General features: G+C 61.1%; 13 protein-coding genes. 7 read left to right on the top strand and 6 right to left on the bottom strand.

Going from position 1 to position 16,230, the window contains the following annotated elements; genetic code table 11:
- Positions 1 to 117 precede the first annotated feature (117 nt).
- The 5 genes from prpF to ACLD1Y_RS20555 form a co-directional block, all read right to left on the bottom strand.
- Positions 118 to 1,308: a 2-methylaconitate cis-trans isomerase PrpF gene (gene prpF / locus ACLD1Y_RS20575; protein ID WP_429479653.1), complete on the bottom strand. Its 1,191-nt coding sequence runs from the start codon at positions 1,306 to 1,308 to the stop codon at positions 118 to 120.
- Between the two features lie 11 nt (positions 1,309 to 1,319).
- On the bottom strand, positions 1,320 to 3,914 hold the full coding sequence (gene acnD, locus ACLD1Y_RS20570; RefSeq protein ID WP_429479652.1) for a Fe/S-dependent 2-methylisocitrate dehydratase AcnD: 2,595 nt from the start codon (positions 3,912 to 3,914) through the stop codon (positions 1,320 to 1,322).
- A gap of 200 nt (positions 3,915 to 4,114) precedes the next feature.
- Positions 4,115 to 5,242 carry a bifunctional 2-methylcitrate synthase/citrate synthase gene (prpC, locus tag ACLD1Y_RS20565; RefSeq protein ID WP_429479651.1) on the bottom strand — a complete coding sequence of 376 codons (1,128 nt, stop codon included), beginning with the start codon at positions 5,240 to 5,242 and terminating at the stop codon, positions 4,115 to 4,117.
- A gap of 40 nt (positions 5,243 to 5,282) precedes the next feature.
- Positions 5,283 to 6,176, bottom strand: a complete 894-nt coding sequence (prpB, locus tag ACLD1Y_RS20560; RefSeq protein WP_429479650.1) for a methylisocitrate lyase — start codon at positions 6,174 to 6,176, stop codon at positions 5,283 to 5,285.
- Complete coding sequence (locus tag ACLD1Y_RS20555; RefSeq protein WP_429479649.1) at positions 6,173 to 6,883, bottom strand: GntR family transcriptional regulator; 711 nt, start codon at positions 6,881 to 6,883, stop codon at positions 6,173 to 6,175. Before ACLD1Y_RS20555 ends, prpB begins: the two co-directional genes overlap by 4 nt.
- A 272-nt stretch (positions 6,884 to 7,155) precedes the next feature.
- Between ACLD1Y_RS20555 and ACLD1Y_RS20550 the strand changes: the two genes are divergently transcribed.
- From ACLD1Y_RS20550 to pabB, 4 genes are all read left to right on the top strand, one after another.
- Positions 7,156 to 7,692, top strand: a complete 537-nt coding sequence (locus tag ACLD1Y_RS20550) for an ATP-dependent zinc protease family protein (protein ID WP_135288528.1) — start codon at positions 7,156 to 7,158, stop codon at positions 7,690 to 7,692.
- A gap of 5 nt (positions 7,693 to 7,697) precedes the next feature.
- A complete protein-coding gene (locus ACLD1Y_RS20545) occupies positions 7,698 to 9,230 on the top strand; it encodes an inactive transglutaminase family protein (protein ID WP_429479648.1) in 1,533 nt (510 codons plus the stop codon).
- Positions 9,230 to 10,216 (top strand): alpha-L-glutamate ligase-like protein, encoded by a 987-nt coding sequence (locus tag ACLD1Y_RS20540; RefSeq protein ID WP_429479647.1) that lies wholly within the window; start codon positions 9,230 to 9,232, stop codon positions 10,214 to 10,216. Before ACLD1Y_RS20545 ends, ACLD1Y_RS20540 begins: the two co-directional genes overlap by 1 nt.
- 180 nt (positions 10,217 to 10,396) lie before the next feature.
- On the top strand, positions 10,397 to 11,740 hold the full coding sequence (gene pabB / locus ACLD1Y_RS20535) for an aminodeoxychorismate synthase component I (protein WP_429479646.1): 1,344 nt from the start codon (positions 10,397 to 10,399) through the stop codon (positions 11,738 to 11,740).
- 123 nt (positions 11,741 to 11,863) lie between these two features.
- On the opposite strand, the gene thrH is transcribed toward pabB, so the two are convergent.
- Positions 11,864 to 12,481, bottom strand: a complete 618-nt coding sequence (gene thrH / locus ACLD1Y_RS20530; protein WP_135288524.1) for a bifunctional phosphoserine phosphatase/homoserine phosphotransferase ThrH — start codon at positions 12,479 to 12,481, stop codon at positions 11,864 to 11,866.
- Positions 12,482 to 12,633: 152 nt separating this feature from the next.
- On the opposite strand from thrH, the gene ACLD1Y_RS20525 reads away from it, so the two are divergent.
- From ACLD1Y_RS20525 to ACLD1Y_RS20515, 3 genes are all read left to right on the top strand, one after another.
- Complete coding sequence (locus tag ACLD1Y_RS20525) at positions 12,634 to 13,368, top strand: phosphoadenylyl-sulfate reductase (protein WP_105522965.1); 735 nt, start codon at positions 12,634 to 12,636, stop codon at positions 13,366 to 13,368.
- A 482-nt stretch (positions 13,369 to 13,850) separates the two neighbouring features.
- Positions 13,851 to 15,371 (top strand): NCS1 family nucleobase:cation symporter-1, encoded by a 1,521-nt coding sequence (locus ACLD1Y_RS20520; RefSeq protein WP_429479645.1) that lies wholly within the window; start codon positions 13,851 to 13,853, stop codon positions 15,369 to 15,371.
- 12 nt (positions 15,372 to 15,383) lie between these two features.
- Positions 15,384 to 16,112, top strand: coding sequence for an aspartate/glutamate racemase family protein (locus tag ACLD1Y_RS20515; RefSeq protein ID WP_194937770.1), 729 nt, complete (start codon positions 15,384 to 15,386; stop codon positions 16,110 to 16,112).
- Positions 16,113 to 16,230: the final 118 nt, after the last annotated feature.

The following is a 16,230-nucleotide window of genomic DNA, read 5'->3' as shown; positions in this document are numbered from 1 at the left end:
ACAAATCACCTGTGGGAGCGGGCTTGCTCGCGAATGCGGAGGATCAGCCACAGATGTGCTGACTGATTCAACGCATTCGCGAGCAAGCCCGCTCCCACATTGGCTCGGTGCAAGTCGCTAGAAAGCGTCGCCGGGGATGCGCACGAAGCCTTCCATTAGCACCCGCGCACTGCGACTCATAATGGCCTTCTTCACCACCCACTCGCCGTTCACCTGGGTAGCTTCAGCCCCCACGCGCAACGTGCCGGACGGATGCCCAAAGCGCACTGCATTGCGCTCCACACCACCGGCCGCCAGGTTGACCAAGGTGCCGGAAATCGCCGCTGCCGTGCCAATCGCCACCGCCGCCGTGCCCATCATGGCGTGGTGCAGTTTGCCCATGGACAGTGCGCGCACCAGCAAATCCACATCGCCGGCCTTGATCGCCTTGCCGCTGGACGCTACGTAGTCCACCGGCTTGGCCACAAACGCCACTTTCGGTGTGTGCTGGCGCTGGGCGGCTTCGTCCAGGTGATTGATCAGGCCCATGCGCAGTGCGCCGTAGGCACGCACGGTTTCGAACATCGCCAGGGCCTTGGGGTCGCTGTTGATGGCGCCTTGCAGTTCGGTACCGGTGTAGCCGAGGTCTTCGGCGTTGATGAAGATGGTCGGGATACCCGCATTGATCAGCGTGGCCTTGAAGGTGCCGATGCCGGGCACTTCCAGGTCGTCCACCAGGTTGCCGGTGGGGAACATCGAGCCACCACCGCCCTCTTCGTCTGCCGCCGGATCCATGAACTCCAACTGCACTTCGGCGGCCGGGAAGGTCACGCCGTCCAGTTCAAAGTCGCCGGTCTCCTGCACCGCACCGTCGGTGATCGGCACGTGGGCGATGATGGTTTTGCCGATATTGGCCTGCCACACCCGTACCACGGCCACACCGTTGTGGGGCACGCGGGCTGGGTCGACAAGCCCTGCGCTGATGGCAAACGAACCCACCGCCGCCGACAGGTTGCCGCAGTTGCCGCTCCAGTCCACGAACGGCTTGTCGATGGAGACCTGGCCGAACAGGTAGTCCACGTCGTGATCGGCGCGGGTGCTCTTGGCCAGGATTACCGTCTTGCTAGTGCTTGAGGTGGCGCCGCCCATGCCGTCGATTTGCTTGTCATAGGGATCGGGGCTGCCGATCACCCGCAGCAACAGCGCGTCGCGCGCAGCGCCCGGCACTTGCGCCGCTGCGGGCAGGTCGGTGAGGGCAAAAAACACGCCCTTGCTGGTGCCGCCACGCATGTAGGTGGAGGGGATCTTGATTTGCGCTACGTGTGCCATGGTTATCCTCTTCAGGCGGTCGCCGCCGATTCCAGGAAATCCTGGGCAAAACGTTGCAACACGCCGCCCGCTTCGTAAATCGACACTTCTTCGGCAGTGTCCAGGCGGCAGGTCACCGGCACTTCGACACGTTCGCCATTCTTGCGGTTGATCACCAATGTCAGCGTGGCCCGCGGGGTGCGCGCGCCGACCACGTCATAGGTTTCGCTGCCATCGATCTGCAAGGTATGGCGGTCGGTGCCCGGCAAGAACTCCAACGGCAACACGCCCATGCCCACCAGGTTGGTGCGGTGGATACGCTCGAACCCTTCGGCGGCAATCGCTTCCACTCCGGCCAGGCGCACGCCCTTGGCCGCCCAGTCGCGGGACGAACCTTGGCCGTAGTCAGCACCGGCAATGATGATCAGCGGCTGCTTGCGCTCCATGTAGGTTTCGATGGCTTCCCACATCCGCGTCACCTGCCCTTCCGGCTCGATCCGCGCCAGGGAACCCTGCTTGACCTTGCCGTTTTCCAGCACCATTTCGTTGAACAGTTTCGGGTTGGCAAACGTTGCGCGCTGCGCGGTCAAATGGTCGCCGCGGTGAGTCGCATAGGAGTTGAAGTCGACTTCCGGCAGGCCCATTTTCGCCAGGTATTCGCCCGCTGCGCTGTCGAGCATGATCGCGTTGGACGGCGACAAATGGTCGGTGGTGATGTTGTCCGGCAGCACCGCCAGCGGGCGCATGCCCTTGAGCGGGCGGGCCCCGGCCAGCGCACCTTCCCAATACGGCGGACGGCGGATGTAGGTGCTTTGCGGGCGCCAGTCGTACAGCGGCGTAACCTTGGGGCCGGTGTCTTCGTGGATGGCGAACATCGGAATGTAGACCTTGCGGAACTGCTCCGGCTTCACCGAAGCCTTGACCACCGCGTCGATTTCTTCGTCGCTCGGCCAGATGTCCTGCAAGCGGATTTCCTTGCCGTTGGCATCCAGGCCCAGCACGTCCTTTTCGATATCGAAGCGGATGGTGCCGGCGATTGCGTAAGCCACCACCAACGGCGGCGAGGCGAGGAACGCTTGCTTGGCGTACGGGTGAATGCGCCCGTCGAAGTTGCGGTTGCCCGACAGCACAGCGGTGGCGTACAGGTCGCGGTCGATGATCTCCTGCTGGATCACCGGGTCCAGTGCGCCGGACATGCCGTTGCAGGTGGTGCAGGCAAAGGCCACCACGCCAAAACCAAGCGCTTCCAGCTCATGATCCAGGCCGGCTTCTTCGAGGTACATGGCCACGGTTTTCGAACCGGGTGCCAGGGACGATTTGACCCACGGCTTGCGCATCAGCCCTAGCTTGTTGGCGTTGCGCGCCAAGAGGCCTGCGGCAATCACGTTGCGCGGGTTGCTGGTGTTGGTGCAGCTGGTAATGGCGGCGATGATCACCGCGCCGTCGGGCATTTGGCCGGGCACTTCTTCCCATTGGCCGCTGATGCCTTTGGCCGCCAAATCGCTGGTGGCCACGCGGGCGTGTGGGTTGCTGGGGCCGGCCATGTTGCGCACGACGCTGGACAGGTCAAAGCTCAGACCGCGCTCGTATTGAGCGCCCTTGAGGTCATCGGCCCACAGGCCGGTATGGCGGGCGTATTGCTCCACGAGGGTGACTTGTTCGTCTTCGCGGCCGGTAAGTTTCAGGTAGGCGATGGTCTGTTGGTCGATGTAGAACATCGCCGCCGTGGCGCCGTATTCCGGGGCCATGTTGGAGATGGTCGCGCGGTCGCCCAGGGTCAGTGCCGATGCACCTTCGCCGAAGAACTCCAGCCACGCGCCGACCACTTTCTGCTTACGCAAGAACTCGGTCAGCGCCAGCACCATGTCGGTGGCGGTGATGCCCGGTTGCAGCTTGCCCGTGAGTTCCACGCCGACGCTTTCCGGCAGGCGCATCCACGAGGCGCGGCCGAGCATGACGCTCTCGGCTTCCAGGCCACCGACGCCAATGGCGATCACACCCAGGGCGTCCACGTGGGGGGTGTGGCTGTCGGTGCCCACGCAGGTGTCGGGGAACGCCACACCGTCACGCACCTGGATCACCGGGGACATTTTCTCCAGGTTGATCTGGTGCATGATGCCGTTGCCCGGCGGGATCACATCGACGTTCTTGAAGGCCTTTTTGGTCCACTCGATAAAGTGGAAACGGTCTTCGTTGCGACGGTCTTCGATGGCGCGGTTTTTCTCGAACGCATCCGGGTCGAAACCACCGGCTTCCACCGCCAGGGAGTGGTCGACGATCAACTGGGTCGGCACCACCGGGTTGACCTGCGCCGGGTCGCCGCCTTGCAGGGCAATGGCATCGCGCAGGCCGGCCAGGTCCACCAGCGCGGTCTGGCCGAGGATGTCATGGCACACCACACGGGCCGGGAACCACGGGAAGTCGAGGTCGCGTTTGCGTTCGATCAGTTGGCTCAACGACGCGTTAAGGGTGGCCGGGTCGCAGCGACGCACCAGGTTTTCGGCGAGCACGCGTGAGGTGTAGGGCAAGGTGGCGTAGGCGCCGGGGGTGATCGCCTCGACAGCCGCACGGGCGTCGAAGAAATCCAGGCGGCTGCCGGGGAGCGGTTTGCGAAATTCAGTGTTCATCGTCAGGACTCGGTCACGGTAGTTGCAAAAGGAAGAGCCGATGCTGGCTTGATGTGGAATAGGGTCCAAATGTGGGAGCGGGCTTGCTCGCGAAGGCGGTGTGTCATTCAACACATGCAGCGACTGTTACACCGCTTTCGCGAGCAAGCCCGCTCCCACATTGGATTCGGTTACCACTTCAAGGTCATCGGTGTTTCCACTCAGCGACGTTCGATTGCCACGAACTTGCGCTGCTCTACGCCGATGTACTCGGCGCTTGGACGGATGATGCGATTATTCGCCCGTTGCTCAAACACATGCGCAGCCCAGCCAGTCAGGCGCGAGCACACGAAAATCGGCGTGAACAGCTTGGTCGGGATGCCCATGAAGTGGTACGCCGAGGCATGGTAGAAGTCGGCGTTGGGGAACAGTTTCTTTTGCTCCCACATGGTCTTGTCGATGGCTTCGGAAACCGGGAACAGCACCGTGTCTCCCACTTCATCGGCGAGTTTCTTCGCCCAGCCCTTGATCACTTCGTTGCGCGGGTCGTTGTCTTTGTAGATCGCGTGGCCAAAGCCCATGATCTTGTCCTTGCGCGCCAGCATGCCGAGGGTGCCTTGCACGGCGTCTTCGGCGGACGAGAACTTCTCGATCATCTCCATGGCCGCTTCGTTGGCACCGCCATGCAGCGGGCCGCGCAGCGAGCCGATGGCCGCGGTCACGCAGGAATACAAGTCGGACAGGGTCGAGGCGCACACCCGAGCGGTGAAGGTGGAAGCGTTGAATTCGTGTTCGGCGTAGAGGATCAGCGATACGTTCATCACCTTGACGTGCAGCTCGCTTGGCTTTTTACCGTGCAGCAAGTGCAGGAAGTGGCCGCCGATAGAGGGCTCGTCGGTCACGCAGTCGATGCGCTTGCCATCATGGCTGAAGCGATACCAGTAGCACATGATCGCCGGGAACGCGGCGAGCAGGCGGTCGGTCACGTCGCGCTGGGCACTGAAGTCTTTCTCCGGCTCGATATTGCCCAGGAACGAGCAACCGGTGCGCATCACGTCCATCGGGTGGGCGTCGGCGGGGATGCGTTCGAGCACTTCCTTCAGCGCTTGGGGCAGGTCGCGCAGTTTGCCGAGCTTTTTGCTGTAGTCAGCCAGTTCGCTTTTGCTTGGCAACTCGCCGTACAGCAGCAGGTAGGCGACTTCTTCAAACTGCGCGTCGGCGGCCAGTTCGCGCACGTCGTAGCCGCGATAGGTCAAGCCGGCGCCGGCCTGGCCCACCGTGGACAATGCCGTCTGCCCGGCCACCTGGCCACGCAGGCCGGCACCACTCAGTACTTTTGCTTCAGCCATGTCGGTTCTCCAATCTTGAATTTATTAGGGAGGCTGTTCTTTACTTCTTGGCTGCGAACAGCGCGTCGAGCTTCTGCTCGAAGGTGTGGTAGTCGATGCGGTCGTAAAGCTCCATGCGGGTTTGCATGGTGTCGATCACGTTCTGCTGGGTGCCGTCGCGACGGATCGCGGTGTAGACGTTTTCGGCCGCCTTGTTCATGGCACGGAACGCCGAGAGCGGGTACAGCACGATGGAAACATCGGCCGATTTCAGTTGTTCGGTGGTGTACAGCGGCGTGGCGCCGAATTCGGTGATATTGGCCAGGATCGGCGCTTTCACTCGGGAGGCGAACAGCTTGTACATCTCCAGCTCGGTGATGGCTTCGGGGAACACCATGTCGGCGCCGGCTTCGATGCAGGCGGCGGCACGTTCCAGGGCCGACTCCAGGCCTTCGACCGCTAGGGCATCGGTGCGCGCCATGATCACGAAGCTGTCATCGGTGCGCGCATCCACGGCGGCCTTGATGCGGTCGACCATCTCCTGCTGGGACACGATTTCTTTATTGGGGCGATGGCCGCAACGCTTGGCGCCCACCTGGTCTTCGATATGGATGGCGGCAGCGCCGAACTTGATCATCGACTTGACCGTGCGCGCCACGTTGAACGCCGAGGAGCCAAAGCCGGTGTCGACGTCCACCAGCAGCGGCAGGTCGCACACATCGGTAATGCGGCGCACGTCGGTGAGCACGTCATCCAGGCCGGTGATGCCCAAGTCCGGCACGCCGAGGGAGCCGGCGGCAACACCGCCGCCCGACAGGTAGATCGCCTTGAACCCGGCGCGCTTGGCCAGCAACGCATGGTTGGCGTTGATGGTGCCCACCACTTGCAGCGGATGCTCGCTGGCCACCGCGTCACGGAAACGCTGGCCGGGAGTGCTTTTATTGTTGGAACTCATGACTCACCTCTATCAGTGGCGCCGCCGGGAAAGTGACGGGCAATGTTGCGTTTGGACGCGCCGATATGGCGGCGCATCAGCAGTTCGGCCAGTTCACCGTCGCGATCGGCAATCGCATCCAGAATGCGGTGGTGCTCTGCGAAGGCCTGGCGTGGACGATTGGGGGTGGCGGAAAACTGGATGCGGTACATGCGCACCAACTGGTACAGCTCGCCGCAGAGCATTTGGGTCAGGGTGCGGTTACCGGCGCCTTGAATGATGCGGTAGTGAAAATCGAAGTCGCCTTCTTGCTGGTAGTAGCCGAGGCCGGCCTGGAACGCTTCGTCGCGCTCGTGGGTGTGGAGCACCTGGCGCAGTTCCTCAATCTCCCCATCGGTCATACGCTCGGCGGCCAGGCGGCAGGCCATGCCTTCGAGGGATTCGCGGATTTCGTAGAGTTCAATCAGCTCCGCGTGGCTCAACGACACCACTCGCGCGCCCACATGGGGAACGCGCACCAGCAGGCGCTGGCCCTCCAGGCGGTGGATCGCCTCGCGCAACGGGCCGCGGCTGATGCCGTAGGTGCGCGCCAGCTCCGGCTCGGAGATCTTGCTGCCGGGGGCGATCTCACCCTTGACGATGGCGGCCTGGATACGGCGGAAGACGTTCTCCGACATTGTCTGGGATTCGTCCGATATCGCCACCGGGGGTTCGGCGTGGTCCAGCATATTGTCGACACCTTTAAAATCAATGTGGCAAAAACTAGCCATTCAGACCGCCGCAGTCAAAGATTAAATGCACATTGTCGACAATCGTCTAATAACCCGCTCTGCACTCTACGAGGGCATGGCCGCCTGCCAGCGCTGGCGCCAAAAAAGCATCATGTTAGAATGCCCGCCGCTTTTGCCTGACATCATTGGATGAAACGGCGTACGAGGGAGTTTGCGCAGTAATGCCAGTCGCCTTGAATTAAACATCGCACTGCACAGCCTCAGGATCTATGAGACTCAAGCCCTTCCTTCTATTGTTCTGCCTGTTGCTGACACCTGGTCTTGGCGTTGCCGCCGAAAAGACCGTGTACGGCCTCAACGAATACGCCCAATTGGCCGGTATCGACCTGGAAGTTGCTGCCAAGCTGGACACCGGCGCCAAGACTGCCTCCCTCAGCGCCCGTGATATCAAGCGCTTCAAGCGCAATGGCGAATCCTGGGTGCGCTTCTACCTGGCCATCGACACCGCCCATTCCCACCCCATCGAACGCCCCCTGGCCCGCGTCAGCAAGATCAAGCGCCGCGCCGGTGACTACGACCCCGATGAGGACAAGAACTACACCGCCCGCCCAGTGATTGCGCTGGATATCTGCATGGGCACCGCTTTACGCAGCATCGAAGTGAACTTGACTGACCGCAGCGCATTCCAATACCCGCTGCTGATCGGCTCCGAAGCGCTCAAACGCTTTGATGCGCTGGTCGACCCCAGTCTTAAATACGCAGCAGGCAAACCTGCCTGTGCCGCCGACGCTCATACCGCCGAGTAAACCGAATGCGCTCTCTGACCCTGCACCTGAAAATCCTGATCACCATCCTGGTGGTGTTGGGTATTTCGGTCACCGCCTATCAGATCTTCGTGCTGGGAATTCCTGTTACCGAGGACGCCACCGACGACTTGTGGAACATCGACGCCAAGGTTGAGTTCGTCGCCAACCCGAAAGACCCGGTGAAGATCCAGATGTTCGTGCCGCCGCTGAGCCGCGACTTCGTGAGCCTCAACGAGAGCTTTATCTCCAATAACTACGGGGTGAGCGTCAACCGCACCGATGGCAACCGCAAGGTCACCTGGTCGGCACGCCGCGCCAAGGGCAACCAGACCCTGTATTACCGCCTGGTGCTGACCAAGCGCTACAGCGGCGAAAAGGTCAAGGTCAAGGGCCCCACCTTCCGCGACAGCATCGCCGTGGAAGGCCCGGAGAAAATCGCCGCCGAAGCCTTGCTGGCGCCGATCCGCCAGCACTCGGCCGACGTCGAGACCTTTATCAGCGAAGCCATCAAGCGCACCAACAACCTCAATGACGACAATGTGAAGCTGCTGCTGGCGGGCGACCCGTCCACGCCGCACAAGGCCAAGATCGTCGAATTGCTGCTGTCCATTGCCCATGTGCCGGTAGAAAAAGTCCACACCATCCGCCTCGTCGCCGACCAGCCGCAAACCCCGGAACTGTGGCTGCGCAGCTTCAATGGCAATGACTGGCTGTACTTCAACCCGGAAACCGGCGAACAGGGCCTGCCCGCCGACCGCCTGCTGTGGTGGACCGGCGACGAAAACCTGATCACCGTCGATGGCGGCAAGAAAGCCATGGTGACGTTCAGCCTGAACAACAGCGAAATGAACGCCATTCGCCTGGCCAAGCTGACCGACGAGAACACCGACGCCAACTTCCTCGAATACTCGCTGTACGGCCTGCCGCTGCAAACCCAGCAGACCTTCATGATCATGGTGATGATCCCGATTGGGGTGCTGGTGATCCTGATCCTGCGCAACCTGATCGGCCTGCAGACCTTGGGTACGTTCACCCCGGTGCTGATCGCCCTGGCGTTCCGCGAGACGCAGTTGGGCTTCGGGATTGTGCTGTTCACGATTATTACGGCGCTGGGGCTGTCCTTGCGCTCGTACTTGGAACACTTGAAGTTGCAGATGCTGCCAAGGCTGTCGGTGGTGCTGACCTTTGTGGTGGTGCTGATCGCAGCCATCAGCCTGTTCAGCCACAAGCTCGGTCTGGAGCGCGGCCTGTCGGTGGCGCTGTTCCCGATGGTGATCCTGACCATGACCATCGAACGCCTGTCGATCACCTGGGAAGAACGCGGCGCCAACCATGCGCTGAAAGTGGCGATTGGTACGCTGTTTGCTGCATCCCTGGCGCACTTGATCATGAGCGTGCCGGAGCTGGTGTACTTCGTGTTCACCTTCCCGGCGATCCTGTTGATTCTGGTGGGCTTCATGCTGGCCATGGGTCGTTATCGCGGCTACCGCCTGACCGAGCTGGTGCGTTTCAAGGCGTTCTTGAAGGCTGATAAGTAATGTTCGGTTTCTGGAAGACCTGGAAGGCCCTGGAAGCGCGGGGGATCATGGGCATCAACCGGCGCAATGCCGACTACGTGCTCAAGTACAACAAGCGCAGCCTGTACCCGATTGTGGATGACAAGATCATCACCAAGGAACGGGCCATGGCGGCCGGCATTCATGTGCCGCAGATGTACGGGGTGATCTCCACCGAGAAGGAAATCGACAAGCTCGACGAGATCATCGGTGGGCGCAGCGACTTCGTGATCAAGCCGGCCCAGGGCGCCGGTGGTGACGGCATCCTGGTGGTGGCGGACCGGTTTGAGGGGCGCTATCGCACGGTGTCCGGCAAGATCATCAGCCATGAAGAGATCGAGCATCAGATTTCCAGCATCCTCACCGGCCTGTATTCCCTGGGTGGCCACCGCGACCGTGCATTGATCGAATACCGCGTGGTGCCCGACCAGATCTTCAAGAGCATCAGCTACGAAGGCGTGCCGGATATCCGCATCATCGTGTTGATGGGTTACCCGGTGATGGCGATGTTGCGCCTGCCGACGCGCCAGTCCGGTGGCAAGGCCAACCTGCACCAGGGCGCCATTGGCGTGGGCGTCGACCTGGCCACCGGCCTGACCCTGCGCGGTACCTGGCTGAACAACATCATCACCAAACACCCTGACACCACCAACGCGGTGGATGGCGTGCAACTGCCCAACTGGGACGGTTTCATGAAGCTCGCCGCCGGCTGCTATGAGCTGTGCGGGCTGGGGTATATCGGTGTGGACATGGTGCTGGACCAGGAGAAGGGCCCGCTGATTTTGGAGCTGAACGCACGGCCGGGGTTGAATATCCAGATTGCCAACGATTGCGGGCTGACCTTGCGTACCCATGCGGTGGAAGCGCGACTGGAAGAACTGAAGGCCGCCGGTGTTACCGAAACCCCGGAAGAACGGGTGAAGTTCGTGCAGGAGATGTTTGGGCACATCCCGCCGGTTGAAGGCTAAACACATATCTAATGTGGGAGCGGGCTTGCTCGCGAATGCGGTGTGTCAGTCACAGGTATTTCAACTGACCCACCGCATTCGCGAGCAAGCCCGCTCCCACATTTGAACCGCGCTCTAGGACCAAACCCTTCGGCGGACTACAATCCCCTCCCCCACGCTAACGGCTGAACCATTGCGCGCATGCTGACCTGCTCTGTACACCCGCTGCCCTACCGGGCCAACCCTGCCGTGTATTTTTCGGCCATTCGCCATGCACCGGGCTCGGTGCTGCTGGACAGCGGCCGACCCGCTGCCGAGCGCGGGCGTTATGACCTGCTCAGCGCCTGGCCTCTGGACACGTTGACGGTATCGCCTGACGAAAGCGGCAGTGATTTCCTGCAACGCTTGCGGCAAAACCTCACCCAACTGGGCGAAGCGGATCTGCCCGCGGGTCATGAACTGCCCTTTGCCGGTGGTTTGATCGGCTACTTGAGCTACGACTTCGGCCGTCATCTGGAGCAAATGCCCACCTTGGCCGCCGACGACCTGCTCCTGCCGGATGCGCGCTTTGGGCTGTATGGTTGGGCCTTGATCAGCGATCACCAGGCGCAGACCAGTCAGCTTGTCTTCCACCCGGCATGTGCCGATAGCGAGCGCCAACGCCTGCTTGCGTTGTTCAGCGCGCAGACGCTCGACACGCCGGCCACCTTCAAGCTCCAAGGCCCCATGGCCCCGGACCTCACCGCCGAGGCTTATCGCCAGGCCATCGTGCGCATCCAGGACTACATCCAGGCCGGTGACTGTTACCAGGTCAACTTTGCCCAACGCTTTCGTGCACCGTGCAGCGGTGACCCGTGGGCGGCTTATTGCGCCTTGCGCGAGGCCTGCCCTACCCCATTCTCCGGGTTCCAGAGCCTACCGGATGACGGCGCGGTGTTGAGCCTGTCGCCGGAGCGCTTCGTGCATATCAGCGAAGGTCGCGTCGAAACCCGCCCGATCAAAGGCACCCGCCCCCGTGGTTTTACAGCCGAGGAAGACGCCGCTAACGCCGCCGAACTGCTGGCCAGCCCCAAGGACCGCGCCGAAAACCTGATGATCGTCGACCTGCTGCGCAACGACCTCGGCCGCACTTGCCGCATCGGCTCGGTGAGCGTGCCAGAGCTGTTCAGCCTGGAAAGCTACCCCAACGTGCACCACCTGGTGAGCAGCGTGATCGGCGAATTGGCCGACGACAAAGACGCCCTCGACCTGATCGCCGGCAGCTTCCCCGGCGGCTCCATCACCGGCGCGCCGAAGATCCGCGCCATGCAGATCATCGATGAGCTGGAGCCAACTCGACGCGGGCTCTACTGCGGCTCACTGGTGTACCTGGACGTGCGCGGCGAGATGGACAGCTCCATCGCCATCCGCAGCTTGTTGGTCAAGGATGGGCAGGTGTGCTGCTGGGGCGGTGGCGGGATTGTCGCGGACTCGGAGTGGGAGGCGGAGTATCAGGAGTCGCTGACGAAGGTGCGGGTGTTGTTGCATACCCTTGAAGGTTTGTAGTGGCTGGGCTGACCTCTTCGCGAGCAAGCCCGCTCCCACATTTGATCGCATTCCAAAGGATGTACCCGGTTAAATGTGGGAGCGGGCTTGCTCGCGAAGGGGCCACCAGCCGCGCTGAAAGCCTTACAGGCTCAACTGCCGATTCGACGCCTTGATAAATTCCTGCTTCAAATCCTCAAACGTATGCACCGCCGGGAACTGCGGGAATTCGCGGATCACATTCTCCGGCGCATGGAACAAAATCCCACGGTCGGCTTCGCCCAGCATGGTGGTGTCGTTGTAGGAATCGCCGGCAGCGATCACGCGGTAGTACAGGCTCTTGAACGCCAATACCGACTGACGCTTGGGATCTTTCTGGCGCAATTGGTAACTCACCACCCGGTCGGTTTCGTCGGTGATCAGGCGGTGGCACAGCAAGGTCGGGAAACCGAGTTGGCGCATCAAAGGCTGGGAAAATTCGTAGAAGGTGTCGGACAGGATCACCACCTGGAAGCGCTCGCGCAGCCAGTTGACGAACTCGATGGCACCATCCAGCGGCTTGAGGGTGGCGATCACTTCCTGGATATCCGCGAGCTTGAGCCCGTGTTCGTCGAGGATGCGCAGGCGCTGCTTCATCAGCACGTCGTAGTCGGGAATGTCCCGGGTGGTGGCCCGCAGGGATTCAATACCGGTTTTTTCGGCGAAGGCGATCCAGATTTCCGGAACCAGCACCCCTTCCAGGTCGAGACAGGCAATTTCCACAAGACACTCCCATTAGATGTTGTTAGTTGAGCGAGCAAAAGGACTGCCGAACTCTAGCGATTCAAGCTCGCCGCCGCAACGCAGAGCGGATTTTGATACCATCGCCCACCTATAGAGCGCTTAGCGCCACTGACCTTGTAGGAACCGTCCTGATGAACCAAGCCTTCGACGTCGCTGAACTCGCCGCGACTTATGCCAACAAATCCGCCCAGGACATTCTCAAGCTGGCGTTCAGCCAGTTCGGTGATGACCTGTGGATTTCCTTCAGCGGCGCCGAGGACGTGGTGCTGGTGGACATGGCCTGGAAGCTGAACAAGAACGTCAAGGTGTTCAGCCTCGACACCGGCCGCCTGCACCCGGAGACCTACCGGTTTATCGAGCAGGTGCGCGAGTTCTACAAGATCGATATCGAACTGATCTCGCCAGACCAGACCAAGCTGGAACCCTTCGTTAAAGAGAAAGGCCTGTTCAGCTTCTATAAGGACGGCCACGGCGAATGCTGTGGCGTGCGCAAGATCGAACCGCTGCGCCGCAAACTGTCCGGCGTAAGCGCCTGGGCCACCGGCCAGCGCCGCGACCAGAGCCCCGGCACCCGTAGCCAGGTGGCGGCGCTGGAGATCGACTCGGCCTTCTCCACCCCGGAGCGCACCCTGTACAAATTCAACCCACTGGCGCAGATGACCAGCGAAGAGATCTGGGGCTATATCCGCATGCTGGAGCTGCCGTACAACAGCCTGCATGAACGCGGGTTTATCAGCATTGGCTGCGAGCCGTGCACGCGCCCGGTGTTGCCGAACCAGCATGAGCGCGAGGGGCGTTGGTGGTGGGAAGAAGCGACGCAGAAGGAATGCGGGCTGCATGCGGGGAATATCATTAGCAAGGCGTGAAGCTGATGCGATAAACATGTCGGGCGCGGTTTGTGTGGGAGCGGGTTTGCCCGCGAAAGCGGTGTATCAGTTGATGTATTCATCACTGACACACCGCTTTCGCGAGCAAGCCCGCTCCCACATTTGTTTTGTGTTGGACATAGAGATGTACACATACCTGTAACCATCGGTGCCATTTATGTGTGCAATTTCTATTGGGCTGCACCATTGCGTAACACCTCTACCCGCCTATCTTTCCCCCCTGCGAATCAGCTTGCTCCCCTCGAAAAATAAATACCTGTTCAACTGGTCAATTTATATCGCTTCCAATTCAGTAAGTTACTAAACCAACCTATAAAAACGAAATTACCCACGGTTTTCATAGATCGAAAACTGGCACGTATGTGGCTTAAGGTGAAAAGCTCTTTGTATACAATAAATACAAAACCTACATACACTTTGCCATCTGCGGCTCGCTCGCTGATGAGCTGGAGCCTGCCGGAATGCGTACAAGCCTCTCGAATAACATCGCACTGGATCTGCCCTCCACCCTGAATCCCACGGCCCCCGGCCCGTTGGTATTGAGCCCGCGCCTGCACAACAAGGACCTGGCACCGACCAAGGTCGAAGGCCGACGCTGGGGGCGCTACAGCATCTTTGCGCTGTGGACCAACGACGTGCACAACATCGCCAACTACTCCTTCGCCATTGGCCTGTATGCGTTGGGCCTGGGCGGCTGGCAGATCCTGTTGTCCCTCGGAATCGGCGCGGCACTGGTGTACTTCTTCATGAACCTGTCGGGCTATATGGGGCAGAAAACCGGTGTGCCGTTCCCGGTGATCAGCCGCATCAGTTTCGGCATCCACGGCGCGCAGATTCCGGCGTTGATTCGTGCAGTCATCGCGATTGCATGGTTTGGCATCCAGACCTACCTGGCCTCGGTGGTTTTCCGTGTGCTGCTGACGGCGATTCATCCAGGTTTTGCCGACTACGACCACGACTCGATCCTGGGCCTGTCGTCCCTCGGCTGGGCGTGCTTCGTGGCGATCTGGCTGGTGCAACTGGTGATCCTGGCCTACGGCATGGAGATGGTGCGCCGCTACGAAGGCTTCGCCGGGCCGGTGATTTTGCTGACCGTGGCCGCACTGGCCGGTTGGATGTACTTCCAGACCGGCGGCAACATCGCCTGGTCGATCCGCGAACCGCTGAGTGGCGGCGAAATGTGGCGCAATATCTTTGCCGGCGGCGCGCTATGGCTGGCGATCTACGGCACGCTGATCCTCAACTTCTGCGACTTCGCCCGCTCCTCGCCGTGCCGCAAGACTATCCAGGTCGGCAACTTCTGGGGCCTGCCAGTGAACATCCTGGTATTTGCCGCGATCACCGTGCTGCTGTGCGGCGGGCAATTCCAGCTCAATGGCCGGGTGATCGAAAGCCCCACCGAAATCATCGCGGCTATCCCGAATACCTTCTTTCTGGTGCTAGGTTGCCTGGCGTTCCTGATCGTCACCGTGGCGGTGAACATCATGGCCAACTTCGTCGCACCCGCCTTTGTATTAAGCAACCTGGCGCCCAAATACCTGAACTTCCGCCGTGCCGGGTTGATCAGCGCCACCGTGGCGGTGCTGATCCTGCCGTGGAACCTCTACAACAGCCCGTTGGTGATCGTGTACTTCCTCTCTGGCCTGGGCGCACTGCTGGGGCCGTTGTACGGGATCATCATGGTCGATTACTGGCTGATCCGTAAAAGCCAGGTGGACGTGCTGCAGCTGTATAGCGAAGACCCGAACGGGGTTTATTACTACAGCCGTGGGGTCAACTTGCGGGCGGTAGCGGCGTTTATTCCTGCGGCGGTAATCGCCATTCTCCTGGCCCTGTTGCCCGGCTTTGCCAGTGTCTCACCGTTTTCCTGGATGTTTGGCGCCGGTATTGCAGGCGTGCTGTACCTGCTGATTGCCAAGCGCCAGCCGTTCTACGCCGACGTCAGTGGCGAAAGCATTGCCGTCGATAACGTCAGTCATTAATAAGGACCTTCCATGCGCATCCTCGTGGTCAACGTCAACACCACCGAATCCATCACCGACACCATTGCCCAGCAGGCCCGCGCCGTGGCGGCGCCAGGCACCGAGATCGTCGGGCTCACGCCCTACTTCGGCGCGGAGTCGGTGGAGGGCAATTTTGAAAGCTACCTGGCGGCCATCGCGGTGATGGACCGGGTGATGGCCTACGACCAGCCATTCGACGCGGTGATCCAGGCCGGTTATGGCGAGCATGGCCGTGAAGGCTTGCAGGAGTTGTTGAACGTGCCGGTGGTGGACATCACCGAAGCCGCCGCCAGCACCGCGATGTTCCTCGGCCACGCGTATTCGGTGGTGACCACCCTGGACCGCACCGTGCCGCTGATCGAGGACCGCCTGAAACTGGCCGGGCTCTACCAGCGCTGCGCCTCGGTGCGGGCCAGCGGCATGGCGGTGTTGGAGCTGGAAGAAAACCCACTGGCCGCCATGGAAGCCATCGTGCGCCAGGCGGAACTGGCCATCAGCGAGGACAAGGCCGAGGTGATCTGCCTGGGCTGCGGCGGCATGGCCGGGCTGGATGAACAGATTCGCCAGCGTACTGGCGTGCCGGTGGTGGATGGGGTGACGGCGGCGGTGACGATTGCCGAGTCGTTGGTGCGGTTGGGGTTGTCGACGTCGAAGATCAGGACTTATGCGACACCACGGCCGAAGAAGGTGATTGGCTGGCCGGGTCAGTTCGGCCGATAGACCGAGGTGTGGCCATCGCAGGCAAGCCAGCTTGTATGGTTAGACTTGTAGGGGTGGTGGGACTAAAAGCCAGCATCTGACTCTAGCCAGTACAGACCGTGGGAGACTTCGCCCCACC

The organism is Pseudomonas sp. 18175 (assembly GCF_050432925.1).
Lineage (GTDB): Bacteria > Pseudomonadota > Gammaproteobacteria > Pseudomonadales > Pseudomonadaceae > Aquipseudomonas.
Note: the sequence above shows the minus strand (reverse complement) of the source record. Positions and strands in the feature narration are given on the sequence as shown.